The organism is Burkholderia sp. BCC1996 (genome assembly GCF_905339955.1).
Lineage (GTDB): Bacteria > Pseudomonadota > Gammaproteobacteria > Burkholderiales > Burkholderiaceae > Burkholderia.
In genome coordinates, this window is record NZ_CAJPHM010000001.1 from 241,642 (window position 1) to 264,608 (window position 22,967).

Sequence of the window (22,967 nt, forward strand, 5' to 3'; positions counted from 1 at the left end):
GCCGGTCGCACGCCCGGCGGCGCCCGGTATCACGCGTCCGGCGTGACGCGAATCCGTTCGAAGCGGCCGGCGAGCCACGCGTAGGCGGCGATGCCGAGCAGCCCGTGCGCGGCGACGAACCACAGTGCGCCCGCGAACGAGCCCGTGTGCGCGACGAAGTAGCCGATCACGAGCGGCGTGACGATCCCCGCGAGGTTGCCGAGACCGTTGAACACGCCGCCGCTCAGGCCGACCATCCCTTCGGGCGCGGTGTCGGCGAGCACGGCCCAGCCGACCGCCGCGAGCCCCTTGCCGAAGAACGCGATCGTCATCAGCGCGATCACGACGGCATTCGACGACGCGCCGTTCGCGAGCACGAGCAGCGTCGCCAGCGCCATCCCGACGACGAACGGCGTCTTGCGGGCGCGCGACGGATGCACGCCGCGCCGGATCAGCCAGTCCGACAGCACGCCGCCGAGCACGCCGCCCGTGAAGCCGCAGAGCGCCGGCAGCGCGGCCACCCAGCCGGCTTCCATGATCGTCATCCCGCGCCCCTTGATCAGGTAGATCGGGAACCACGTGATGAAGAAGTAGGTGAGCGCGGTGATGCAGTACTGGCCGATGTAGATCGCCCACAGGTTGCGGTGGCGGAACAGCTGCGACGCGTCGCGCCACGATAGGCGCGAGCGCTCGCGGACGCGGTTCGCTTCGAGATCGACGAGCGCACCGTGCGCGCGCAGGTAGTCGCGCTCGGCGTCGCTCACGCGCGGATGGCCGTGCGGCTCGCGATACCACGCGAACCAGAGCGCCGACAGCGCGACACCGAGCATCCCCATCCACAGGAACACGTGTTCCCAACCGAGCGCATGCGTGAGCCACGCCATCGCGGGCGTGAACAGCACGACGGCCATGTACTGCGCGGAGTTGAACAGTGCGGATGCGGTGCCGCGCTCCGCGGTCGGAAACCAGCACGCGACGATCCGCGAATTGGCCGGGAACGCCGGCGATTCGACGAGGCCGAGCATGAAGCGCATCGCGAACAGCGCGAGCGTCGCGGCCGCCCCCTGCACGGCGAACCAGCCGACCGTGCCCTGCAGCATCGTGAAGATCGACCACAGCAGCAAGCTCAGGCCATACACGCGGCGCGCGCCGAAACGGTCGAGCAGCCAGCCGCCCGGGATCTGGCCGAGCGCATAGGCCCACGCGAACGCCGAAAACACGATGCCGAGCTGCATGGGCGTGAGACCGAGGGCGTGCGCGACGCCGGTACCGGCGATCGACATCGTCGCGCGGTCCGCATAGTTGACGACGGTGACGGCGAAGATCAGCGCGAGGACCGTGTAACGGACGCGGCCGATCGTGCGCGACGCGGCGGATGAGGCGGGAGAGGTGGAAGAGGCGGCGACGGCTGCGCCGCCGCTGGATCGATTGGGCATGCGAGTCTCCTGGCCTCCGTCGTGCGGAGGCGTTTCATTGGATGTTGTCTTGGTCGGGGAGGGGCGTGCGGCGGTCAGCCTGTAACGCTCGTCGGCGGCCGCTGGCCCGCGAAGCACGCGGCGAGGTTGGCGAGCACGATCCGGCCCATTCGTTCGCGTGTCTCGTGCGTGGCGCTCGCGCGGTGCGGCTGCACGACGACGCGCTCGAGTTCGAGCAGCGCGGCCGGCACGCGCGGTTCGTCGGCGAACACGTCGAGCCCCGCGCCGGCGATCGTGCCGTCTGCGAGCGCGCGCACGAGCGCGGCTTCGTCGACGAGCTTGCCGCGCGCGACGTTGATCAGGAATCCTTTGCTGCCGAGCGCGGCGAGCACGTCGGCGGTCACGAGCACGTTGCCGTGATCGGCGGACGCCGCGAGCACGAGCACGTCGCTGTCGCGCGCGAGCGCGGCGAGGTCGGGCACGTAGCGATAGCCGCTGTCGCGGTGTTCGCGCGGGCCGAAATAGCTGACCGGCATCCGGAACGCCTGCGCGCGCTGCGCGATCGCACGTCCTACGCGGCCAAGGCCGACGATGCCGAGCCGCTTGCCCGTCACCTGCGTCGCGAGCGGCTGCGCCGCCTTGCCCCAGCGGCCGGCGCGCACGATGCGCTCGCCGGCGCCGAGGTCGCGCAGCGTCATCAGGATCAGCCCCAGCGCCATGTCGGCGACGTCGTCGGTCAGCACGTCGGGCGTCGTCGTCACGTGAATGCCGCGTGCGCGGGCGAGCTCGAGATCGACGGCGTCGGTGCCGATGCCGTTGATCGCGATGATCTCGAGCGCGCTCAGCCGCGCCATCAACGCGGCCGGCAACCCGTTCGCGCCGCCCGTGACGACGCCGCGGATGCGCGATGCGACGCGATCGAGCAGCGCGTCGGGCTGGTCGGCCGCATACAGCCGATGCACCGCGTAGCGGGCGGACAGTTCGGCGTCGATGGTGTCGGGAAGCGGCTGGGTGAGCAGAAGGTCGATGGTCATGAGGGTCTCGGTCGGCGTGCGCGGCGCGGGCCGCGCATCAGGTGCAACCGAGTATAGGAATCGAATCGATATCGGTCTAACATCAAGACGCTATCAATTGATTCAAGATTTGAATGATTGAACTGAACCAGCTTCGCTGCTTCGTCGCCGTGGCCGAGGAACTGCATTTCGGGCGCGCGGCCAGGCGGCTCTTCATGACGCAGCCGCCGCTCAGCCGGCAGATCCAGTTGCTCGAGCACGCGCTCGGCATCGCGCTGCTCGAACGCAGCAGCCGGCAGGTCAGGCTGACCGCGGCCGGCGAGCGCTTCTTGCGCGACGCACGGCACATCCTCGAGTTTTCCGCGCGGGCCGAACAGGCCGCGCAGCGCGTCGCGCATGGCGGGGCCGGCCGCATCACGCTCGGCTTCACGGCCGTCAGCGCGTACCGGATGATTCCGGCGCTGCTCGCGCATGCGGCGCACGCGCTGCCCGACGTCGACGTCGAACTGCGTGAAATGGTGTCGACGGTGCAGATCGACGCGCTGGCGTCGCGCATGCTCGATGCGGGCTTCGTGCGCCAGCGCGCGGCGCGCCATCCGCTCGAATACCGGCTCGTGCAACGCGAGCCGATGCTCGTCGCGGTCGCGCAGGGCGCGCCGCTGGCCGCGTACGAGCGGATCGGCCCGGACCAGCTCGACCGCCAGCCGTTCATCGCGTATTCGCCGAACGAAGGCAAGTACTTCCACGACATGATCTCAGGGATGTTCGCCGGCGCCGGGCGCTTGCCGAACTACCTGCATTACGTTGGGCAGACGCATACGATCCTCGGTCTGGTGCGCGCCGGGCTGGGTGCGGCGCTGGTGCCGGCGTCGGCGCGCGAGCTGCATGTGGACGGCGTGGTGTTCCGGCCGCTTGCGGACGTCGACGTCGCGGCGGAGCTGTATCTCGCGTGGCGCGCGGACAACGACAATCCGGCGCTGCCGGTGTTCAACGCGATGGTCGAGCAGTTTCTGACGGAAGGGACGGACGGCGGCGTCGTTTAGAGGCAGTCGGACCGAGCGCGGCGAATCGCTGCGTCGGCAACATCCTTACCGTTCCGAAAGCTGACGCGTCGTGCACGCTTGCGCTCGCGAAAGGCAACGCACCGCGCCGATCGCTTGACGCTGCATGCCGGTCGGCGCAGGATACGTGCGTGCATTTGGAGCGGGGCGCGCTGGCCGCGCGTTCCCGCATCAGCGACGCGCACAAGAACAACGATGAGCCTTCACGCACTCGTACCGGAATCCCGGCGCCGCAGCCACCGGCCCGCCGGAACCACGATCCTCCCGACGCCCGTCGCGTCACGTATCCGTCATCCCGTTTCGTACCGTGCGTCGGTACACTTTCCCGTTCGCGCGCTGGCCGCGCCGATGAACGGTGCCGATCGGCGCCGCCGTGTCGCGCGCCAGCCCGCCGCACCCGAATACCGTATCGCGCATGACGCCTGCACCGGTGTCTCGTGACGCCGCCGCCACGCGTCCACGCATCGTGGCGCCGACCGCCCCGCGCGCGCGGCGCCACTGGAGTCCGAAGCATTTCGATTGAGCATGACGTAGCACACGCACGCAGTTCAGTTCGAGGTTCAAGGAGAGAAACTCATGTCGCAGCTTTCGAATGAAGCAAACGGCAGTTCGGGGAGTGGCAAGGCAAGGCTGATCAAATGGGCGATCATCATCGCCGGCGTCGCGATCGCGGCACCGGCCGCGCTGTTCATCCTGAAGGGGGTGATCGCGCTGGTCACCGCGGCCGTGATCGGCCTCGGGGCGATCTATTTCGCGCCGGTCGTCGCGATGAAGTTCGCGAACCAGAAGGTGAAGATGATCGTCGAGGAAGCACAGGCGAATCCGATCGAGACGCTGATCAACCAGCTCGCGGAAAAGCGCCACGCGGCGCAGAAATTCGCGGACAGCATCACCGCGTTCCGCACCGAAGTGAAGAACTTCGAGGACAAGACCGAGCTGTTCGAGAAGCAGTATCCGGACGACGCGCCACGCTTTCGCGCGCAGCTCGACACGATGAAGCAGCTGCTCGCGTTCCGCGAAGGCCGCTACAAGCAGGTGCAGGTCGAGCTGAAGAATTTCGCATCGGCGATCGACCGCGCGAAGGCGATGTGGGACATGTCGCAGGCGGCGCAGCACATGAACAAGCTCGCGGGCCGGCAGACGGCCGATACGTTCGAGCAGATCAAGACCGACGTGGCCGTCGATTCGGTGATGCGCTCGGTGAACAAGGCGTTCTCCGAAATGGAGACGTCGCTGCTGGACAACCCCGAGGTCAAGCAGGCGCAACAGCAGGCGGTGATGAACGGCACCCCCGTGCCCGGCCCCGATGCGGCACGGGCCGCCGCATTGCCGTCGAAACAACAATAACTTTCCGCAGGCACGCAACCATGAAAAAACTTCTCGGTGCAGTCGTGTTCCTGGTGGTGCTCGTCGGCGTATGGATCGTCCACCAGGGCGGCCTATCGACACTGATTCCCGCGCACGACGCGGCGCCTGGCGCGACCTCCGCGCAGTCGGCCGGCGCAGGCCAGCCCGCGCCGCCTTCGGGGTCGGGCAACGTGCTGCCGGCCGGCTTCACGCCGCAGGCCGACACGCTGAAATCGATCGCGGAAAACGGCATCGTGCGGGTCTCGGTGCAGAACCCGAGCGAGCCGTTCTTCGGCGAGGACAAGGGCGCGCCGCACGGCTTCAACGTCGAATTCGCGCGGCTGCTGTTCGCCGATCCGTCGTTCTCGCGCGGCGGCAAGCCGATCGTCGTCGATACGCGTCACGAAGTCGACACGTATCCGGGCGTGCCGAAGCAACTGCTCGACACCGATGCGAAGGGCAATCATGTCGTCGACGTCGCGATGGACGGGCTGACGTTCCCGGACAACACGCCGGCGGGCGTCGTCTACTCGGTGCCGTACGTCGACGATTTCGGCTATTCGCTGATCGTGCGGCAAGGCTCAGCGATCCGCTCGGCGGACGATCTGGCCGGCAAGACGGTCGGCATCCTGAAGGGCGACCCGGACGTGCGTGCGTTCGTCACGCGCCAGTATCCGAACGTCCGTTTCGTCGAGATCGACGATTCCGATCCGGCATTCATCGCGAAGAGCCTCGACGGCCGTGCGGTCGACGCGTTCGTCTACGACTATCCGTTCGCGGTCAGCTCGATCAAGGGGACCGACCTGAAGTTCGCGGTGACCAAGCTCGACGGCTCGAACATCGCGTACAAGATCGGCGTGCGCGCCGACGACCAGGACCTGCTGATCTACCTGAACGCCGCGATCGCGAAGCTCAAGCAGTCGCCGCAGTATCTGGACCTGCTGCGCAAGTACTTCGTCAGCGACCAGACGATGACGACCGCGGCCGCGTCCGGCGAGCATACGTACGTGGTGAAGGCCGGCGACACGCTGGACCTGATCGCGGCGAGCAAGCTCGGCAGCGGCCAGCGCTATCGCGAGATCCAGCGTCGCAACAACCTCGCGAACCCGAACCTGATCCTGGCCGGCCAGCATCTGGTGATTCCGGTCCGGTAGCGGCGGTGTGAAGCGAAGAAGGTGAAGCGAAGGAAGGTGGAGCGGAGGAAGGTGGAGCGGAGGAAGGTGGAGCGGAGGAAGGTGGAGCGGAGGAAGGTGGAGCGGAGGAAGGTGGAGCGGAGGAAGGTGAGCGGCGCGCGGGCCCCGGCGGAGAGGATCCGCCGGGCCCCGCGCCGTTTGCATCAGTGCGTGACCGACAGGAACAGGTACGCCGCGAACAGCGACAGATGCACGACGCCGTGCAGCACCGTCGTGCGTCCCTGGCTGAGCGTCAGCGTGCTGACGAGCAGCGTCAGCGACAGCAGCACGGTTTCCATCGCGCCGATGCCGAGCGTGAGCGGCTGGCCGACCCAGATGAACACGGCCGCGACGGTCGGGATCGTGAGCCCGATGCTCGCGAGCGCCGAACCGAGCGCGAGGTTCATGCTGGTCTGCAGGCGATTCGCCCGCGCGGCGGTGACGGCCGCGAGCCCTTCGGGCAGCAGCACCAGCGCGGCGATCACGATACCGACCGCCGCTTCCGGCGCGCCGAGCTTCATCACCGCATGCTCGACGGCAGGCGACAGCAGCTTCGCGAGCAGCACGACCGCGACGAGGCTCACGAACAGCAGTACGAGGCTGATCAGCGCGGTTCGGCCGCTCGGCGGCGCCGCATGCACTGATTCGTTCGCGCTGTCGTGCTCGGTGAGGAAGTAGTCGCGGTGGCGCACGGTTTGCACGAATACGAATGCGCCGTACAGCACGAGCGACGACACGCCGGCGAACGCAAGCTGCGATTTCGAAAAGAACGGGCCCGGCGCGGCGTTCAGGTAGTTCGGCATCACGAGCGACAGCACCGACAGCGACGCGAGCACCGCGAGCGCCTTGCTCGCGCCGCGCCCCTGGAAATCCTGCTCGCCATGCTTCCACGCCCCGACCAGCAGGCACAGGCCGACGATGCCGTTGCAGATGATCATCACCGCGGCGAACACGGTATCGCGCGCGAGGCCCGATTTCTCGGGGCCGGCGCCGAGCATCACCGACACGATCAGCGCGACCTCGATGACGGTCACGGCGACCGCCAGCACGAGCGTGCCGAACGGCTCGCCGACGCGGTGCGCGACGACTTCGGCATGGTGGACGGCGGCGAACACGGCGCCGGCGAGGGCGGCGGCGAACACGGCGATGACGAGGCCTTCGGCCGGCACGACGCGCGACAGCGCGAGTACCAGCCACGCGGCAAGCGGGGCGACGAGGGTCCAGCGCGGGAGCTGGTTGGACGAGAGCGGCATGGACGGTTTCCTATGCGAGTGGCGGCGCGCGACGCGCCGTCACGGGTTGACGAAGCCCGGCCGGATGATCCGCCGAACGTGGACGATGATGCTGATGGGCGGCAGCGCGGAGCCGTGCTGCCCTGGATTCGCCGCCGTGAAGCGGCGAGGGGCGCGGGCGGGCCGAAGCCCGTCGCTGGATGAAACGGTTCGATGCGACCGGGTGCCGAGGGCGGGGCGCGGGTACGTCACGACAGGCGGGTGGCGCGAGTCCGACCCCGAAAGGACGGCAGGCGGTGGACGGCAGCGGCGTGACACGCGGTTTCCCCCTGAAATCCGGCGATTTGTCGAATTTTATCAGGCGTTCGGGGGACACTATCTCATAATCGGACGCTTTCATTGACCTTTCGGTTTCAAAAAAGTGCCCCGATCGTTCGATTTTTTGTTCTTGCGCTTTTCGTAACGGTCTCTTGCACGACAAATTCGGGCTCGCCCTGACATAAATTTACCGACCGGTCGGTTTATAATCGCTCGCACTTCCACTTCATGACGGATCGCAAGCGATGGCTGTTTCTTCTGCACATTCGGTGAATTCGGGCGCGCTGGCGCCGTCGGCGGTCGTCGGCGTGATCGGCGCGGGCGCGATGGGCGCGGGCATCGCGCAGGTGGCCGCGGCGGCCGGTCATGCGGTGCTGCTGTACGACCTGAACGAAGCCGCATGCGACAAGGCGCTGGCCGGCATCCGCGCGCAGTTCGCACGGCTCGCGGAAAAGGGCCGGATGGAACCGGCCCAGGCCGACGCGGCCGGCAGCCGGATTCGCGCGGTGCGCGCGCTGGCCGACTTCACGGGCGCCGCGCTGATCGTCGAGGCGGCGGCCGAGCGGCTCGACGTGAAGCGCGAGATCTTCGCGACGCTCGAACGCCATGTCGACGACAGCTGCGTGCTGGCGACCAACACGTCGTCGATCTCGATCACGTCGATCGCGGCCGGGCTGCGTGCGCCGCAGCGCGTGGCCGGCCTGCATTTCTTCAATCCGGCGCCGCTGATGGCGCTCGTCGAGGTGGTCAGCGGGCTCGCGACCGCACCGGACGTCGCACAGGCGCTCTACGACACGGCCGCCGCGTGGGGCAAGCGGCCGGTGCTGGCGAAGTCGACGCCCGGCTTCATCGTGAATCGCGTCGCGCGGCCGTATTACGCGGAGGCGCTGCGCGTGCTGAACGAGCAGGGCGGCACGCCGGCCTCGATCGATGCGGTGATGCGTGACGCCGGCGGCTTCCGGATGGGGCCGTTCGAGCTGATGGACCTGATCGGCCACGACGTGAACTTCGCCGTGACCGAGTCGGTGTTCCGCGCGTACTTCAACGATCCGCGCTATACGCCGTCGCTGATCCAGCAGGAACTCGTGAACGCGGGCTTCCTCGGGCGCAAGTCGGGCCGCGGCTTCTATTCGTATGCGGACGGCGCGACGCCGCCCGCGCCCGAGTTCGAACCGCCGTGCGATGCGCCGGCCGACGTCGTGCTGTTCGCGCAGGACGGCCCGGCCGCCGCGCTGCATGCCCGCGTTGTCGAACGCATCGCGCTCGCGCGGCAGAACGGCGCGCATGCCGACGAACTGCTCGCCGTGGCCGGCCGCGCGTCGATCGCGCTGACCGACGGCCGCACCGCGACCATGCGCGCCGCGCAAACCGGCGTGGCCGACCTCGTGCTCGTCGATCTCGCGCGCGATTACGCGCAGGCCGGGCTCGTCGCGCTGACGCGCGCGCTGCAGTGCAGCGACGCTGCCTATGCGGATGCGGTCGGGCTGTTCCAGCAAGCGGGTTTTCGCGTCGTCGGCATCGCCGACGTGCCGGGCATGGTCGCGATGCGCACCGTCGCGATGCTCGCGAACGAGGCGGCCGACACGGTGAACCAGGGCGTGTGCTCGCCCGCCGATCTCGATCTCGCGATGGAGAAGGGCGTGAACTACCCGTGCGGCCCGCTCGCGTGGGCCGATGCGATCGGCATCGGTCGCGTGTTTCGCGTGCTGTCGAACCTGGCGGCGAGCTACGGCGAGGACCGCTATCGCGTGTCGCCGCGCATCGCCGCGCTGCACGCGGCCGGCCGCACGTTCCGCTAGCCGCCGGCCCCGTCACCCCGATCACGATAACGACATCACTCCACTGGAGGAGCACCCCGATGACTCACCCGACGCACCCCGCCGCCGCCCTCGAGCCGATCGAGACCGCCAGCCGCGACGAACTGCAGGCGCTGCAGCTCGAGCGCCTCAAGTGGTCGCTGCGCCACGCGTACGACAACGTCCCGCACTATCGCCGCACGTTCGACGCGGCGGGCGTGCATCCGGACGACCTGAAGACGCTCGCCGATCTCGCGAAATTCCCGTTCTCGACCAAGCACGACCTGCGCGACAACTATCCGTTCGGCCTCTTCGCAGTGCCCCGCGAGCAGGTCGTGCGCGTGCATGCGTCGAGCGGCACGACCGGCAAGCCGACCGTGGTCGGCTACACCGCGCGCGACATCGACACGTGGGCGAACGTGACCGCGCGTTCGATCCGCGCGGCCGGCGGCCGCCCGGGCGACACGCTGCACAACGCATTCGGCTACGGGCTCTTCACGGGCGGCCTCGGGATTCACTACGGCGCGGAGCGGCTCGGCTGCATGGTCGTGCCGATGTCGGGCGGGCAGACTGAAAAGCAGGTGCAGCTGATCCGCGATTTCGAGCCGAAGATCATCCTCGTCACGCCGTCGTACATGCTGAACCTGATCGACGAGATGGTGCGGCAGGGCATGGACCCGGCCGAGTCGTCGCTGAAGATCGGCATCTTCGGCGCGGAGCCGTGGACGCAGGCGCTGCGCGACGAAGTGGAGACGCGCGTGGGCATCGACGCGCTCGACATCTACGGGCTGTCGGAAGTGATGGGCCCGGGCGTCGCGTGCGAATGCGTCGAGACGAAGGACGGCCCGGTGATCTGGGAAGACCATTTCTATCCGGAGATCATCGACCCCGTGACCGGCGAAGTGCTGCCGGACGGCAGCGAGGGCGAGCTCGTGTTCACGTCGCTGACGAAGGAGGCGATGCCGATGATCCGCTACCGCACGCGCGACCTCACCGCGCTGCTGCCGCCGACCGCGCGCACGATGCGCCGGCTCGCGAAGATCACGGGCCGCTCCGACGACATGCTGATCGTGCGCGGCGTGAACGTGTTCCCGAGCCAGATCGAGGAAATCGTCGTCGCGCAGACGAAGCTGTCGGGGCAGTTCCAGATCACGCTTTCGCGCGACGGCCACATGGACCGGCTGGATCTCGCGGTCGAGCTGCGCTCCGAGGCCGTCGCGTGCGTGACCGACGCCGAGCGCGCGGCGATCGCGCGCGAGCTGCAGCACCGGATCAAGACGATGATCGGCGTGTCGGCCGGGGTGACGGTGCTCGCCGCGGGCGGCATTCCCGCGAGCGCGACCGGCAAGGCCCGGCGCGTGATCGACCGCCGGCAGGCCGCCTGAGTTTCGCCGTTCCCTGTTTCTACCCCGAGGAAACCTGTTCGATGGATGGATTGAAAACCCTGGCCGTTGGCGTCGATGCGCGCGGCATCGCGACTGTCGCGCTGCAGCGCGGCGACGTGCTCAACGCGTTCGACGAGACGATGATCGCCGAGCTGACCGACGCGTTCACGACGCTCGGCCGGCGCGACGACGTGCGCGCGATCGTGCTGCGCTCGGACGGTCGCGCGTTCTGCGCGGGCGCCGACCTGCAGTGGATGCAGCGCGCGAGCGCGAACGACGCGGCCGCGAACCTGCGCGACGCCGAGCGGTTCGCCGCGATGATGCGAGCGATCCGGCAGTGCCCGAAGCCGACGGTCGCGCGCGTGCAGGGCCACGCGTTCGGCGGCGGCGTCGGCCTGTGCGCGGCCTGCGACATCGTGATCGCGAGCGATCACGCGCGCTTTTCGGTCAGCGAGGCCCGCTTCGGGATCCTGCCGTCGGTGATCGGCCCGTATCTGGTCGAGGCGGTCGGTCAGCGCCAGGCGCGCCGGCTCGCGCTGACCGCGACGCAACTCGCGGCCGCCGAAGCCGCCGCGATCGGGCTGATCCACCAGGCCGTGCCGCTCGACGCGCTCGACGCCGCACTCGACAAGACGCTCGCCGAGCTGAGCCGCAACGGCCCGAACGCACTGATGGAGATCAAGCGCTTTTTCGACGCGATCGGCGAGTACCCGCCGTCGGACGAACGCGCGGCGTTCACCGCGCAGACGATCTCCCGCGTGCGGGCGACGCCGGAAGCGAAGGAGGGCTTCGCCGCGTTCTTCGCGAAGCGGCCGCCGGCCTGGGAGCCGGGCGCCGAATAAGGCGGCGGCGCGGGCCGCCGGGCCCGGGGCGCGATTTGCGTCTCGGGCGCGGGCGCTTGCTCTACAATGCGTGACCCCCGGCGCGCCGCCGGCCCAGCCCCGACCGCTTCTTCGCACCCGATGATCGTCAATCGCCTTATCTCCGAGATCCTGTTCGGCTTTACCGGCCTGATCGGCATCATCAATCCGATCGGCATCGCGTTCCTGTTTCTCGAACGCACCGAGGCGCTGACCGAGCACGAGCGCAACCTGCTCGCGAAGAAGGTGGCGTTCAACGCGTTCATCGTGTTGCTGGTCGCGTTCTTCGCCGGCACGCCGGTGCTGCATTTCTTCGGGATCTCGATGGAAGCGCTGCGGATCGGCGGCGGCTTCGCGGTCGCCGTCGCGGGCTGGCAGATGCTGAACGAGCCGGACGGGCCGGCGGGCGGCGGCGATACGCCGATCAAGCCGATCGATGCGAACGCGATCATGACCCGCGCGTTCTTCCCGCTGACCGTGCCGCTGACCGTCGGCCCCGGCTCGATCGCCACCGCGATCGCGCTGAACGCGAACCGCACGCACAAGCTGTCGGAATTCATGCTGTCGAGCATCGTGTCGATCTCGGTGTCGGCGCTCGTCGCGGTCGTGATCTGGCTGACCTACAGCCGTGCCGCGCTGCTCTCCCGCTATCTCGGCACCGAAGGCACCAAGGTCGCGAAGCGCGTGTCGGCATTCCTGCTGCTGTGCATCGGCGTGCAGATCATGCTGACCGGCTTCTCCGAATTCCTGCAGCCGCTCGCCGACCAGATCAAGTAAGCCGTTCGTCGTTCGCGAGTAATCCGTTCGTTCGTCGAGCGGCAGCCGGCGCGGCACCACGTATTCTGACCATGGATGCTGCGTGGCGCGTCGGTGTGCGCCGTCGAAGCCTTGCTCGAGTGGGATTGGGCTGCGGTTCCGGCGCGTCGGCGTTCCTGGGCGACCCGGCCGCAGCAGGCCGTCGCGTCGACTACGCGTTCGCGCGCTGCGCGATACCATGCGACGTCTGGCCGATGCAGTGCACGGCGTTCGTACCCGGTGCACCGAACCGGGCCGCGCATCCGGCCGCAACCCCACTTCAATGACGAGGCGAGCGATGGAATACGTGAAATTCGGGTCGACCGGGATGGACGTGTCGAAGCTGGTGCTGGGCTGCATGACGTTCGGCGAGCCGTCGCGCGGCACCCACCCGTGGACGCTGCCGGAAGCGGAAAGCCGCCCGATCATCCAGCGCGCGATCGAGTCCGGCATCAATTTCTTCGATACCGCGAACATGTATTCGGACGGCACGTCCGAGGAGATCGTCGGCCGTGCGTTGCGCGACTTCGCGAAGCGCGACGACGTCGTGATCGCGACCAAGGTGTTCTACCGGATGCGCCCCGGGCCGAACGGCGCGGGATTGTCGCGCAAGGCGATCATGACGGACATCGACCAGAGCCTGAAGCGGCTCGGCACCGACTACGTCGACCTGTACCAGATCCACCGCTGGGACTACGGCACGCCGATCGAGGAGACGCTCGAGGCGCTGCACGACGTCGTGAAGGCCGGCAAGGCGCGCTACATCGGTGCGTCGTCGATGTTCGCGTGGCAGTTCGCGAAGGCGCTGTATACGTCGAAGCAGAACGGCTGGACCCGCTTCGTCAGCATGCAGAACCACCTGAACCTGCTGTATCGCGAGGAAGAACGGGAAATGCTGCCGCTGTGCGAGGCCGAAGGCATCGCGGTGATTCCGTGGAGCCCGCTCGCGCGCGGCCGGCTGACGCGCAACTGGGACGAGTCGTCCGGCCGGCAGCAGAGCGACGAGGTCGGTCAGAGGATGTACGACGCGACGGCCGGTGCCGATCGCGCGGTCGTCGAGGCCGTCGCGGCGATCGCCGCCGCACGCAACGTGCCGCGTGCGCAGGTCGCGCTCGCATGGGTCGCGCACAAGCGCGGCGTCACCGCGCCGATCGTCGGCATCTCGAAGCCGCATCATCTGGACGATGCGCTCGGCGCGCTGCAGCTGAAGCTGACGGACGATGAAATCGCGACGCTCGAAGGCCCTTACGTGCCGCACGCGGTAGCCGGCTTCAACTGAGTTCGACCGCGCGAAACCGGCGGGATGCCGCCGCGTGCGGCGTTCAGCGTGCGGCGGCGAGCATCGGGTAGGTGAACAGCGCGAAGTGGATCACGTTCAGCCCCGCATGCGCGAGCGCGGATGCGAGCAGGCCGCCGCGCCGCCATGCGAGGCCGTAGCCGATGCCGGCCACCGTGCCGAGCACGATCCAGGGCCAGCCGCCGGCCGCGTGCGCGGCGCCGAACAGCCCCGCGCCGATCGCGAGCGCGGCCCACGGCCCCCAGCCGAACCGGCCGAGCACGCGCGTGAGCCCGCCTTGCACGTAGCCGCGGAACAGCGCTTCCTCGGCGAGCGTGACGAGCAGCACGTTGTTGACGAGCCACATCCAGCCCGACGCCGGCCATTTCGGCGCCCAGCCGACCATGCCGAACGCGAGCGCGCCGGCCAGGCAGGCCGCCGCCGTCGCGACGGCCGCCACGGCGCCGGTGCGCAGCGCGCGTGCCGGCGGGACGTCCGGCGCCACCCACGGCAGCGCCCACAGCAGCCACAGGCCGACGAGCGGCTTGTCGAAATTCAGGTACATCGTGAACGGCACGGCATCCGGCGTGAAACGCGTCGGCTCGATCACGCGCGGATTGTGGAAGCCGGGAAGCAGGTGCAGGCTCAGCGCGATCGCGAGCGCGGCAAACACGACGTGCGCGACGATCCGCATCGCGAGCGGGCGGCCCGGCGCGACGCCCCAGGCGGCGGCCGCGAGCAGCGCGAGCGGCGCGAGCACGATCGGTTCGAGCTTGCCGAACGCCAGCGCGCCGGCATAGCCGAGCGCGGCAACGGCGATGCTCAGGCCATGCAGCGGGCGCTGCCACGCGAACGCGGCGGCCGCGAACAGTGCGAGCCAGATCGTGGCACACGGGAGAAGCGAGAGAGACATGGGGCGATGCAGGGGGCGAACGAGAGCCGCGCATCATACCCCAGCGGCCGTGACGGCCGCCGGGCCGGCCGCGCGGGGCGGACGGGGCGGGCGCTCAGCGGCCGGCGATCTCGGTGACGCCGTCGCGGGTCGGGATGTCGACGCTGTTGCGCTCGCGCATCCGCCGCCGGTACCAGAAGGTCCACAGCAGCAGCGTGCCGAACACCGTGTAGCCCATGATCGGCGACACGACGAGCACGCGCTCGACCGGCCAGGTGACGACCATCCACAGGCGCAGCAGCATCTCCAGCGTCATGCAGGCGCCCCACACGAAGGTCATCAGGCGCAGCATCTGGCGCAGCCCCGGCTGCTCGGCCCAGACCGTCTCGAAACGCGCGGCGCCGCCGGCCATCTCGCGGGCCACCGTCGCGCGCGCGAGGTAGAAGATCAGCGGACGATCGCGGAACAACGACAGCAGGAACACGACGCCGATCGTGCCGGACGCGAGCGATTCGCGCATCAGCAGCGTGCGCGCGCTGCCGCCGAGCGCCATGCCGGCGATCGACAGCGCGATACCGAGCAGCACGATGGCGGCCACCGCATCGATGCGGCGCGAGCGGATGAATTCGACGACGGACCAGACGATGGGCGGAATCGCCGACGCGTACAGCGCGCCGGTTTCGCCGAAATACGGATGCGCGACCCGGTATGCGACCCAAGGCAGCAGCAGGTTGACGAAGAGTTCGAGGATCAGGCCGGCTCGTGGTTTCACGGAAGCGAGCGCGCGGGTGGCGCGCGGGGCGTTGATGTCGCTTCGAGTATATCGAAGTCCGACCCCGCGCGCCGCACCCGCCGCGGTTGTGCACGCACCGAAAACGGGCAGCAACACGCGGCGGCCGGCGGCGGGCCGCGCCCGGGATGCACCGGGGCCGCCCCGGGACCGTTCGGTGCCGCTTCCGGCCGCCGCGCGGCCGTCATCGTCCTGTCAACGGTTCGTCAGGCGGCCGCGGGCTGGACGATGATCTTCACGTTCCGGTCCTTGTGGTTGACCAGCTCCTCGAAGCCGTGCGTGACGATGTCGCCGAGCGTGATCCGGCCGGTGATCAGCGGCTGCACGTCGATGCGGCCGTCCGCGATGAAGCGGATCACGTCCGCGAATTCGCCGTTGTACGCGAGCGAGCCGATCACTTCCTTCTCGGTCGACACGATGTCGAAGAAGTTGAACGAGGTCGGCTCCTCGAAGATGCCGACCATCACCGACTTGCCGGCCTTGCGGATCACGTCGATCGCGAGCTGCGCGGTGGCCGTGTGCCCGATGCACTCGAACGACACGTCGGCGCCGTAGCCGCCCGTCAGCGCCTTGACTTCCGCGACCGCGTCGGACGCCTTCGGATCGATCACGACCGTCGCGCCGACCTCCAGCGCCTTCTGCTTGCGCGCGGCCGACATTTCCAGCGCGATCACGCGTCCGGCGCCCGCGGCCTTCGCGCACATGATCGTGCACAGGCCGATCGTGCCGGCGCCGACCACGACGACGGTCTGGCCGACGATGTTGCCGGCCTTCTTCACCGCATGCAGCCCGACCGCGAGCGGCTCGATCAGCGCGCCGGCCTCCGTCGGGAAGTTGTCGGGCAGCTTGTACAGCAGCTCGGCCGGCACGTTCACGAATTCGGCGAACGCGCCGTTGTTCATCAGCCCGGTGAACGCGAGGTTCTCGCAGATGTTGTACAGCCCGTGCCGGCAATACCAGCAGGTGCCGCAATGCTGGCACGCGTCGGCCGTCACGCGCTCGCCGACCGCGAAGCCCGTCACGCCCGCGCCGAGCGCCGCGATCTCGCCGCTGAACTCGTGGCCGAGGATGCACTGGCCCTTCAGGCCCGTCAGCGGGTGCGGTGCGTCGACGGGAATGAACACGGGCCCGGCGACGTACTCGTGCAGGTCGGAGCCGCAGATCCCGCACCAGTGCACGCGGATCTGGACCCAGCCGGCCGGCGGATGCGCCGGAACGGGAACTTCTTCGACGCGGATGTCGTGGCGGCCATGCCAGACGGCGGCCTTCATGCTGGGAGCGGGGTTCGATGCCGGTGTACTCACGTTGCTGTCTCCGTCAGGTTGTCGTCGGACGCGCGGCCAAGGGCCGGTTCGTCCGTCGCGCGATTGCGCGAGCGACCGACATGCAGGAACGGGGCCAGCTTGAATCGGCGCTCGGGTGGCGAAGGCGTCGGGCGGGCGGTGTGCGATGCAGCAGGCCGCCTTGCGTTGACATCAGCCGGAACCGAGCGAATCACATGCGAAATTTGCTGCGATTGCGACGGGGCGCGGTAGGTGAGACGCCGGGACATTCGTCTCAGCCGTTTGAGACGAAACGCGAGACGCGCGGTTCGGTCGGGGTCGCCATAGCCGTAGCCGCGGTCGTTGCGGTCCATTGTGGCGATCAGCGAAACGCATCGTTGCGCATGTTTCCCCTTTACTTGAAGTTAACTTCAATTTGTATCATCTGCGGCAATGTCCGATCGCCATGCGTGCATGGTGGTTGCACCGGAAGCGGGGGCATGACCGAATCGGTCGTTGCTGCCGTGCGAACGGCCGAGCGCGGCTCGTCTCAATCTTCACGGAATGTCGTCAAGCATGCCAAACGTTATCGAATGCCCCATCTGCGAGTACGTGTCGTACCACATGCTGGTAGCCGACGAGCGGGACGCGATGCCGTTACCGGCAGACGTCAGGATGGCCCGGCCATCGGAGCGTGCCGATCGCGTGCCGTCTTCGGAGCCTGTCGCACCGGGCGTTTCACCGTTGCGGCCGCAACTGTTCGTGTCGGTTCTGGAAGCGGGCGACGACGGCCTGCTGGTGCGCTGGAGCGAAAGCGGGCGCTGCCATTACGGCGAGCAACGCTGGCGCTTGCGCGTCGCGTTGCAGGCGGGCCGCTGCGCGATCTCCGGGCAGGCGATCGAGCCGGGCGAACCGGTGTACCGGCCGGTGCGGCGGCCGGTGCCGGTCAACGGCGACGAGATGATCCACCCCGCGTCGGTGCCGCCTGCGGCTGGCGCCGCGTGTCGCGCGGCACCAGCCCGCGGCGAGGCGACGGATCCGGTCGATGCCCCGGGCTGAGCGACCAGTTGCACTCTCGCGTTACTTGAGATCCTTCCGGTACTGGATGAACCCCGCGTTGTTCGCGAGCTTGTCGTACAGCGCGCGGGCGGTCGTGTTGGTTTCGTGCGTGAGCCAGTACACGCGGCTTGCGCCGGCTTCGCGGGCCCGCTCGTACACGGCTTCGATCAGTGCGCCGCCCGCGCCTTGCCCGCGGGCGTCCGCGGCCGTGAACAGGTCCTGCAGATAGCAGTACGGCCCTTCGGTCCAGCACGAGCGGTGATAGATCGCGTGCACGATGCCGACCAGCGTACCCGACGCGTCGAAGGCGCCGAGCGCGAACATCGGTTCGGCGGGATCCATCAGGCGCGCCCATGTCGTCGCGAACACGGCGTCGCTCAGCGCGGTCTCGTAGAAAGTCTGGTAGCCCTGCCACAGCGGGCGCCACGCGGCTTCGTCGGCGGCCACGAGCGGCCGGACCGTGACGCGCGTCGCGTCGTTCGCGCGGCCGGCCGCGTCGCGCGCACGCGCCCGCGCGTGGCGGATCGCGACGAGCGTCTCGCGCTGCGTACCGCTGGCGTCGAAGTTCTCCGGCGCGAGCCAGGCTTCGAACGCGGCGCGCACGTCCGGCCATTCGCCGTCGACGATCGAGAACCATGCCGTGTCGCGGTTGCGGCCCTTGTAGATGATCGCCTGCCGGAACGTGCCTTCGTAACGGAAGCCGAGCCGCGCGGCCGCCTTGCGCGACGGTTCGTTGAGGTCGTCGCACTTCCATTCGTAGCGCCGGTAGCCGAGCGTGTCGAACGCGTACTTCATCAGCAGGTACTGCGCTTCGGTCGAAATCGGCGTGCGCTTCAGCAGCGGCGAGAAGGTGACGGAACCGACCTCGATCACGCCGTTGGCCGGGTCGATGCGCATCAGCGCGAGCGTGCCGACCGCGCGGTTCGTCGCGCGGTCGATCACCGTGTAGTGCAGCGGATCGGCGCTGGCCGCCGCGCCGCGCGCGTAGTCGCGGTAGCTCGACTCGTCGGCGTACGGCCCGTGCGCGAGATAGGTCCAGTCGCTGCCGTCCGGCGCCTGCGCGTACGCGGCGTACAGGTCGGCGGCATGGCGGTCGGCGTCGAGCGGTTCGAGGCGGCAGTAGCGGCCCTCGAGCACGATGCGCTCCGGGCGAGGGCGCGCGGACCAGTCGGGAACGGGGTGGCCGATGGGCTGCTGGAAGTCGTTGGTGAGCGTGGACAAGGTCGATCTCGCTTCGGTTGGCGGCCGGCGACATGCCGGCATGCAGACGATCGTAGTCCCGGCGAGGTACCATGAGAAGCGCCAGCCGACAGCAAATTTATGGTGCCACGAAGGTGCTGCCGAGGTGCCACGAACGCGCCACGAACGCGCCATGAACGCGCCATGAACGCGCCGCGCCGGTGCCATGCCGGCGCCGCGCTCGACGCGCGATGCCCCGAGGCTTCCACACTGCGATATCCCGATGACGACTGCTTTTCCTTCCGGCGACGCACCGCTGTTGCCGCTCGACGCGCCGCTCGCGCGCACGGCCGGCGCGCCTTCGTTGCAGCGGCAACTGCTGCGCCGCGTGCGCGACGCGATTCTCGGCGGTGCAATGCCGGCCGGCACGCGGCTGCCCGGCACGCGCGCGCTGGCCGAGACGCTCGGCGTGTCGCGCAACACGACGGCGGCCGTCTACGAGCAACTCGTCGCCGAAGGCTTCCTGCAATCCGATCGCCGCGGCACGCGCGTGGTCGGCCTGTCGCGGCCGGCCACGCCGCGCCGGCGGGTCGCACCGCCGGCCGTCGCGCAGCGGCTCGGCCGGATTCGCCCGAGCCTGATCGGCGCCGGCGAGTCGGAAGGCTTCCGGCCGGGCGTGCCCGCGCTGTCGCATTTCCCGGTGGATGCGTGGCGGCATGCGATCGACCGCGCGCTGCGCCGCGCCGGCCGCGACCTGCTCGCGTATGGCGACCCGCTCGGCGAACGCGCGCTGCGCGAGTCGATCGCGCGCCACCTGGCCGTGACGCGCGGCGTGCGCTGCGATCCGGAGCAGATCGTGATCACCGAAGGCGCGCAGGGCGCGATCGCGCTGTGCGCGCAGTTGCTGACGAACCCCGGCGACACGGTCTGGGTCGAGGAGCCCGGCTATCGCGGTGCGCGCACCGCGATGCAGGCGGCCGATCTCGACGTCGTGCCGATGCCGGTCGACGCGGAGGGGCTGCGCGCGGCAGACACGGACTGGCGCGAACGGACGCCCCGGCTCGTCTACACCACGCCGTCGAACCAGTTCCCGACCGGCGCGGTGCTGTCGATCTCGCGCCGGCTCGCGCTCATCGACGCCGCACGCCGGCATCGCGCGTGGATCATCGAGGACGATTACGACAGCGAGTTTCGGCATACCGGCGAGCCGATCGGCGCGTTGCACGGGCTCGCGGCCGATTCGCCGGTCGTCTATCTCGGCTCGTTCAGCAAGACGATGTTTCCGGCCTTGCGGATCGGCTTTCTCGTGTTGCCCGACGCGCTGCTCGCCGCAGTGCGGCCAGCGTTGCCGGAGATGCTGCGCGGCGGGACGCGCCACGTGCAGCTCGCGCTCGCCGATTTCATCGAGACGGGGGAGTACGGGCGCCATCTCGGGCGGATGCGACGGCTGTATCGCGACCGGCGGCGCTCGCTGCTCGCCGCGCTGGACGACGCGTTCACCGTGCCGCATCAGGTCGAGGGCGGGCCGTGCGGGCTGCATCTGGCGTTGCGGCTGCCGGCCCGTTATCGCGACCGCGCGATCGTCGAAGCGGCGCGCGCGCACGGGATCGGGCCGTTCCCGCTGTCGGGGTTCTCGATTCACGCGACGTCGCCGGCCAACGGGCTCGTGCTCGGGTTCGGCAATACGTCGGCCGATGCGTTCGCGCCGATGCTGCGGACGCTGTCGACGATCGCGCATCGGGTCGCGGGCGAGTGAGGCGCAGTCGCATCGCCGCGAATCTCTGCCACAAATCCGCCACAGATCCGCCGCAAATCGCCGGGAGGCGCAGCGGGCGAGCCGGCGCTTACCGCACGCGTTCCGCGCGCATGATCCGGTGCGCCGCTGCAAGGCCGAGCACGAGCAGCACCGCGACATACGCGACGACCGCGCTCCACGCACCGTGTTGCCAGAACGAGCCGCCTATCGAGCCCAGCACGCTCGACCCGAGGTAATAGGCCAGCAGGTAGAGCGACGCGGCGTGCCCCTTCGCGGAACCGGCGAGATGCCCGACCCAGCCGCTCGCGACCGCATGGGCGACGAAGAAGCCGATCGTGATCAGCACGATCCCGACGATGATCGCGACGAGCGAATGCGACAGCGTCAGCGCGAGGCCGGCCGCGAACACGAGCATGCCGCTGACGAGGACGGGCGCGCGCCCGAGACGATCGGCGAGCGCACCGGCGCTCGACGAAGACACCATCCCGAACAGGTACGCGCCGAAAATCAGCCCGCAGGCGGTCGCACTCAGGTTGAACGGCGCGGCCGTCAGCCGGAACCCGGCGTAGTTGTAGACGGTCACGAACGCGCCCATCACGAGGAAGCCGATCGCGAACACGAACGGCAGCCGCGCGTGATGCAGCTGCGCGTTCCACAGCCGCAGATGGTGACGCAGCGTCAGGTCGGTGCGCTTCACGAAGCGTCGCGACTGCGGCAGCAGCATCACGAACGCGACCGCCGCGACGAGGTCGACCACGCCGATCGTCAGCATCGCGGTGCGCCACGAGAAATACTCTTCGAGCGCGCTCATCCCGATCCGCCCGATCATGCCGCCGAACGCGGTGCCGCCGACGTAAAGCCCCATCGCCAGGCCCAGCCCGTCGGCGGCGATTTCCTCGGCGAGATAGGCCATCGCCACCGCCGGAACGCCGCCGAGCGCGAACCCTTCGAGCGCGCGCCAGAGCAGCAGCAGGTTCCAGTTCGGCGAAATCGCGGCGAGCAGGTTGAACAGCGCGGCCAGCGTCATCGACGCGAACATCAGCCCGCGTCGTCCGACGCGTTCGGACAGCGCGCCGGCGCACAGGATGGAAACCGCCAGCAGCCCGGTCGACAGCGACAGGGACAGCGAGCTCGACGCCGCGCCGATGTTGAACTCGCGTGCGAACGCGGGCAGCAGCGGCTGCACGCAGTACAGCAGCGAGAAGGTGGAAAAGCCGGCGAGGAACAGCGCGAGCGCGATGCGCTTGTAGGCTGCCGAGCGCGGCGACACGCCGGCAGGCAGCGCATCCGGCGCGGCGTTCGCGGCGCGATTCGTGGCGGGTGACATTGCGGGAGTGGACATGACAGGTGCCCGATGGGTCAGGGAATGCCCGAATTCTTGCGCACGCTCATGTATATGTCCAATATATGAAATGAACCGTAGCGATACGTTTTGCGACTGGCTCGAAAGCCGCTTCCATCTACCCCGGGATCACATCAACGCATGGAACTTCGGCATCTCCGATACTTTCTGGCCGTGGCGGCCACGTCCAACTTCACGAAGGCCGCGGAAACGCTCGGCATGGGACAGCCGCCGCTGAGCCAGCAGATCAAGGCGCTCGAGAACGAACTCGGCGTGGCGTTGTTCAAGCGGACCGCACGCGGCGCCGAACTGACCGTGGCCGGAGAGGTGTTCGCGGAAGAGGCACGGCGCGTGCTCGACGACGCGGAGCGCGCGGCGCGGGCGGCAAGACGGGCGGCGCGCGGGGAGATCGGGCAATTGCGGGTCGGGTTCACCGGGACGGCGGCCTTCAATTCGAAAGTGGCGGACCTGATTCGCCGCTTTCGCGAGGCGTTTCCCGATACGGATCTGACGTTGCTGGAGGCGACCTCCGGCGTGCTGCTCGACGCGCTGGCGGCCGGGCGGCTCGACGTCGCGATCGTGCGTCCGGAGCGCCGCATCGCGGACACGTTGCTGGCTGCGGACTGGGACGAGGAGCCGATGTTCATCGCGCTGCCGGTCGCGCATCGGCTCGCGCAGCGGCGTCGGATCGATCTGGCGGAGCTGGCCGACGAGGCGTTCGTGCAGGTGCCGCGCGAAGCGGGCAGCGCGCTGTTCGACGACATCGTCGCCGCGTGCAATGCCGCCGGCTTTCAGCCGCGCATGGCGCAGCCCGCGCCGCAAATCGCTTCGGCGGTGACGCTCGTCGCGGCCGGGCTCGGCGTGTCGATCGTGCCGAAGGCGATCACGCAGGTGCAGGTCGCGGGCGTCGTGTATCGGCCGGTCGCGGGCAACGGGCTGCGCGCGAGGCTCGCGATTGCGTCGCGGCGCGACGATCCGTCGGCGGTGGTGCGCAATTTTCTGGCGCTGGCCTGGTAGCGCGGGACGCATTGCGTCGCG

The 22,967-nt window shown here is 69.1% G+C and carries 21 protein-coding genes; 11 read left to right on the top strand and 10 right to left on the bottom strand.

Translation table 11 applies throughout. The features are described 5' to 3' along the window. Nucleotides 1-29: 29 nt before the first annotated feature. Both U4Z64_RS01060 and U4Z64_RS01065 read right to left on the bottom strand, forming a co-directional pair. Nucleotides 30-1,415, bottom strand: a complete 1,386-nt coding sequence (locus U4Z64_RS01060; protein WP_321818977.1) for an MFS transporter — start codon at nucleotides 1,413-1,415, stop codon at nucleotides 30-32. Between the two features lie 74 nt (nucleotides 1,416-1,489). Further along, on the bottom strand, nucleotides 1,490-2,428 hold the full coding sequence (locus U4Z64_RS01065; RefSeq protein WP_044843300.1) for a 2-hydroxyacid dehydrogenase: 939 nt from the start codon (nucleotides 2,426-2,428) through the stop codon (nucleotides 1,490-1,492). Nucleotides 2,429-2,541: 113 nt separating this feature from the next. On the opposite strand from U4Z64_RS01065, the gene U4Z64_RS01070 reads away from it, so the two are divergent. Continuing rightward, nucleotides 2,542-3,450: a LysR substrate-binding domain-containing protein gene (locus U4Z64_RS01070; protein ID WP_044843301.1), complete on the top strand. Its 909-nt coding sequence runs from the start codon at nucleotides 2,542-2,544 to the stop codon at nucleotides 3,448-3,450. Nucleotides 3,451-3,747: 297 nt separating this feature from the next. Here U4Z64_RS01070 and U4Z64_RS01075 read toward each other — a convergent pair whose 3' ends face one another. Further along, entirely contained in the window at nucleotides 3,748-4,032 is a 285-nt protein-coding gene (locus U4Z64_RS01075; protein WP_321818978.1) for a hypothetical protein, read from the bottom strand. 12 nt (nucleotides 4,033-4,044) lie between these two features. Between U4Z64_RS01075 and U4Z64_RS01080 the strand changes: the two genes are divergently transcribed. Together U4Z64_RS01080 and U4Z64_RS01085 are read left to right on the top strand one after the other, a co-directional pair. Continuing rightward, nucleotides 4,045-4,815: a hypothetical protein gene (locus tag U4Z64_RS01080; protein ID WP_321818979.1), complete on the top strand. Its 771-nt coding sequence runs from the start codon at nucleotides 4,045-4,047 to the stop codon at nucleotides 4,813-4,815. A gap of 20 nt (nucleotides 4,816-4,835) precedes the next feature. Then, the gene (locus tag U4Z64_RS01085) at nucleotides 4,836-5,969 is read left to right on the top strand and encodes a LysM peptidoglycan-binding domain-containing protein (protein WP_321818980.1); all 1,134 of its coding nucleotides are present in this window, start codon (nucleotides 4,836-4,838) and stop codon (nucleotides 5,967-5,969) included. Between the two features lie 182 nt (nucleotides 5,970-6,151). Here U4Z64_RS01085 and U4Z64_RS01090 read toward each other — a convergent pair whose 3' ends face one another. Then, the gene (locus U4Z64_RS01090) at nucleotides 6,152-7,240 is read right to left on the bottom strand and encodes an ionic transporter y4hA (RefSeq protein WP_321795945.1); all 1,089 of its coding nucleotides are present in this window, start codon (nucleotides 7,238-7,240) and stop codon (nucleotides 6,152-6,154) included. 542 nt (nucleotides 7,241-7,782) lie between these two features. Here U4Z64_RS01090 and U4Z64_RS01095 point away from each other — a divergent pair. From U4Z64_RS01095 to U4Z64_RS01115, 5 genes are all read left to right on the top strand, one after another. After that, a complete protein-coding gene (locus U4Z64_RS01095) occupies nucleotides 7,783-9,336 on the top strand; it encodes a 3-hydroxyacyl-CoA dehydrogenase (protein ID WP_321818981.1) in 1,554 nt (517 codons plus the stop codon). 59 nt (nucleotides 9,337-9,395) lie between these two features. Then, on the top strand, nucleotides 9,396-10,718 hold the full coding sequence (paaK, locus tag U4Z64_RS01100; RefSeq protein ID WP_321818982.1) for a phenylacetate--CoA ligase PaaK: 1,323 nt from the start codon (nucleotides 9,396-9,398) through the stop codon (nucleotides 10,716-10,718). A gap of 41 nt (nucleotides 10,719-10,759) precedes the next feature. Then, the gene (locus U4Z64_RS01105) at nucleotides 10,760-11,560 is read left to right on the top strand and encodes an enoyl-CoA hydratase-related protein (RefSeq protein ID WP_321818983.1); all 801 of its coding nucleotides are present in this window, start codon (nucleotides 10,760-10,762) and stop codon (nucleotides 11,558-11,560) included. A gap of 120 nt (nucleotides 11,561-11,680) precedes the next feature. Next, a complete protein-coding gene (locus tag U4Z64_RS01110) occupies nucleotides 11,681-12,355 on the top strand; it encodes a MarC family protein (protein WP_044843309.1) in 675 nt (224 codons plus the stop codon). Between the two features lie 316 nt (nucleotides 12,356-12,671). Continuing rightward, complete coding sequence (locus U4Z64_RS01115; RefSeq protein ID WP_321818984.1) at nucleotides 12,672-13,652, top strand: aldo/keto reductase; 981 nt, start codon at nucleotides 12,672-12,674, stop codon at nucleotides 13,650-13,652. A gap of 43 nt (nucleotides 13,653-13,695) precedes the next feature. Here the strand turns inward: U4Z64_RS01115 and U4Z64_RS01120 are convergent, their stop codons facing one another. From U4Z64_RS01120 to U4Z64_RS01135, 4 genes are all read right to left on the bottom strand, one after another. After that, entirely contained in the window at nucleotides 13,696-14,562 is an 867-nt protein-coding gene (locus tag U4Z64_RS01120) for a CPBP family intramembrane glutamic endopeptidase (RefSeq protein WP_321809463.1), read from the bottom strand. A 94-nt stretch (nucleotides 14,563-14,656) separates the two neighbouring features. Next, entirely contained in the window at nucleotides 14,657-15,313 is a 657-nt protein-coding gene (locus U4Z64_RS01125; RefSeq protein ID WP_321795932.1) for a VC0807 family protein, read from the bottom strand. Between the two features lie 224 nt (nucleotides 15,314-15,537). Continuing rightward, nucleotides 15,538-16,602, bottom strand: coding sequence for a 2,3-butanediol dehydrogenase (locus U4Z64_RS01130; RefSeq protein WP_044843313.1), 1,065 nt, complete (start codon nucleotides 16,600-16,602; stop codon nucleotides 15,538-15,540). A 29-nt stretch (nucleotides 16,603-16,631) separates the two neighbouring features. Then, complete coding sequence (locus U4Z64_RS01135; protein WP_321818985.1) at nucleotides 16,632-16,967, bottom strand: hypothetical protein; 336 nt, start codon at nucleotides 16,965-16,967, stop codon at nucleotides 16,632-16,634. A gap of 202 nt (nucleotides 16,968-17,169) precedes the next feature. On the opposite strand from U4Z64_RS01135, the gene U4Z64_RS01140 reads away from it, so the two are divergent. Beyond that, nucleotides 17,170-17,652 (top strand): DUF3331 domain-containing protein, encoded by a 483-nt coding sequence (locus U4Z64_RS01140; protein ID WP_321818986.1) that lies wholly within the window; start codon nucleotides 17,170-17,172, stop codon nucleotides 17,650-17,652. 21 nt (nucleotides 17,653-17,673) lie between these two features. On the opposite strand, the gene U4Z64_RS01145 is transcribed toward U4Z64_RS01140, so the two are convergent. Then, nucleotides 17,674-18,873, bottom strand: coding sequence for a GNAT family N-acetyltransferase (locus tag U4Z64_RS01145; RefSeq protein WP_124892120.1), 1,200 nt, complete (start codon nucleotides 18,871-18,873; stop codon nucleotides 17,674-17,676). Nucleotides 18,874-19,114: 241 nt separating this feature from the next. Between U4Z64_RS01145 and U4Z64_RS01150 the strand changes: the two genes are divergently transcribed. Next, entirely contained in the window at nucleotides 19,115-20,587 is a 1,473-nt protein-coding gene (locus U4Z64_RS01150; protein WP_321818987.1) for a PLP-dependent aminotransferase family protein, read from the top strand. A gap of 88 nt (nucleotides 20,588-20,675) precedes the next feature. Here U4Z64_RS01150 and U4Z64_RS01155 read toward each other — a convergent pair whose 3' ends face one another. Beyond that, on the bottom strand, nucleotides 20,676-21,929 hold the full coding sequence (locus tag U4Z64_RS01155) for an MFS transporter (protein ID WP_124667950.1): 1,254 nt from the start codon (nucleotides 21,927-21,929) through the stop codon (nucleotides 20,676-20,678). A 141-nt stretch (nucleotides 21,930-22,070) separates the two neighbouring features. On the opposite strand from U4Z64_RS01155, the gene U4Z64_RS01160 reads away from it, so the two are divergent. Further along, on the top strand, nucleotides 22,071-22,946 hold the full coding sequence (locus U4Z64_RS01160) for a LysR family transcriptional regulator (protein WP_321818988.1): 876 nt from the start codon (nucleotides 22,071-22,073) through the stop codon (nucleotides 22,944-22,946). The last annotated feature ends 21 nt before the right edge of the window (nucleotides 22,947-22,967 follow it).

Bases quoted from the DNA above. Each gene is read 5' to 3' on its own strand.
- U4Z64_RS01060 (WP_321818977.1), bottom strand. From the start codon at position 1,415: ATGCCCAATCGATCCAGCGGCGGCGCAGCCGTCGCCGCCTCTTCCACC.
- U4Z64_RS01065 (WP_044843300.1), bottom strand. From the start codon at position 2,428: ATGACCATCGACCTTCTGCTCACCCAGCCGCTTCCCGACACCATCGAC.
- U4Z64_RS01070 (WP_044843301.1), top strand. From the start codon at position 2,542: ATGATTGAACTGAACCAGCTTCGCTGCTTCGTCGCCGTGGCCGAGGAA.
- U4Z64_RS01080 (WP_321818979.1), top strand. From the start codon at position 4,045: ATGTCGCAGCTTTCGAATGAAGCAAACGGCAGTTCGGGGAGTGGCAAG.
- U4Z64_RS01085 (WP_321818980.1), top strand. From the start codon at position 4,836: ATGAAAAAACTTCTCGGTGCAGTCGTGTTCCTGGTGGTGCTCGTCGGC.
- U4Z64_RS01090 (WP_321795945.1), bottom strand. From the start codon at position 7,240: ATGCCGCTCTCGTCCAACCAGCTCCCGCGCTGGACCCTCGTCGCCCCG.
- U4Z64_RS01095 (WP_321818981.1), top strand. From the start codon at position 7,783: ATGGCTGTTTCTTCTGCACATTCGGTGAATTCGGGCGCGCTGGCGCCG.
- paaK (WP_321818982.1), top strand. From the start codon at position 9,396: ATGACTCACCCGACGCACCCCGCCGCCGCCCTCGAGCCGATCGAGACC.
- U4Z64_RS01105 (WP_321818983.1), top strand. From the start codon at position 10,760: ATGGATGGATTGAAAACCCTGGCCGTTGGCGTCGATGCGCGCGGCATC.
- U4Z64_RS01110 (WP_044843309.1), top strand. From the start codon at position 11,681: ATGATCGTCAATCGCCTTATCTCCGAGATCCTGTTCGGCTTTACCGGC.
- U4Z64_RS01115 (WP_321818984.1), top strand. From the start codon at position 12,672: ATGGAATACGTGAAATTCGGGTCGACCGGGATGGACGTGTCGAAGCTG.
- U4Z64_RS01120 (WP_321809463.1), bottom strand. From the start codon at position 14,562: ATGTCTCTCTCGCTTCTCCCGTGTGCCACGATCTGGCTCGCACTGTTC.
- U4Z64_RS01130 (WP_044843313.1), bottom strand. From the start codon at position 16,602: ATGAAGGCCGCCGTCTGGCATGGCCGCCACGACATCCGCGTCGAAGAA.
- U4Z64_RS01135 (WP_321818985.1), bottom strand. From the start codon at position 16,967: ATGGACCGCAACGACCGCGGCTACGGCTATGGCGACCCCGACCGAACC.
- U4Z64_RS01140 (WP_321818986.1), top strand. From the start codon at position 17,170: ATGCCAAACGTTATCGAATGCCCCATCTGCGAGTACGTGTCGTACCAC.
- U4Z64_RS01150 (WP_321818987.1), top strand. From the start codon at position 19,115: ATGACGACTGCTTTTCCTTCCGGCGACGCACCGCTGTTGCCGCTCGAC.
- U4Z64_RS01155 (WP_124667950.1), bottom strand. From the start codon at position 21,929: ATGTCCACTCCCGCAATGTCACCCGCCACGAATCGCGCCGCGAACGCC.
- U4Z64_RS01160 (WP_321818988.1), top strand. From the start codon at position 22,071: ATGGAACTTCGGCATCTCCGATACTTTCTGGCCGTGGCGGCCACGTCC.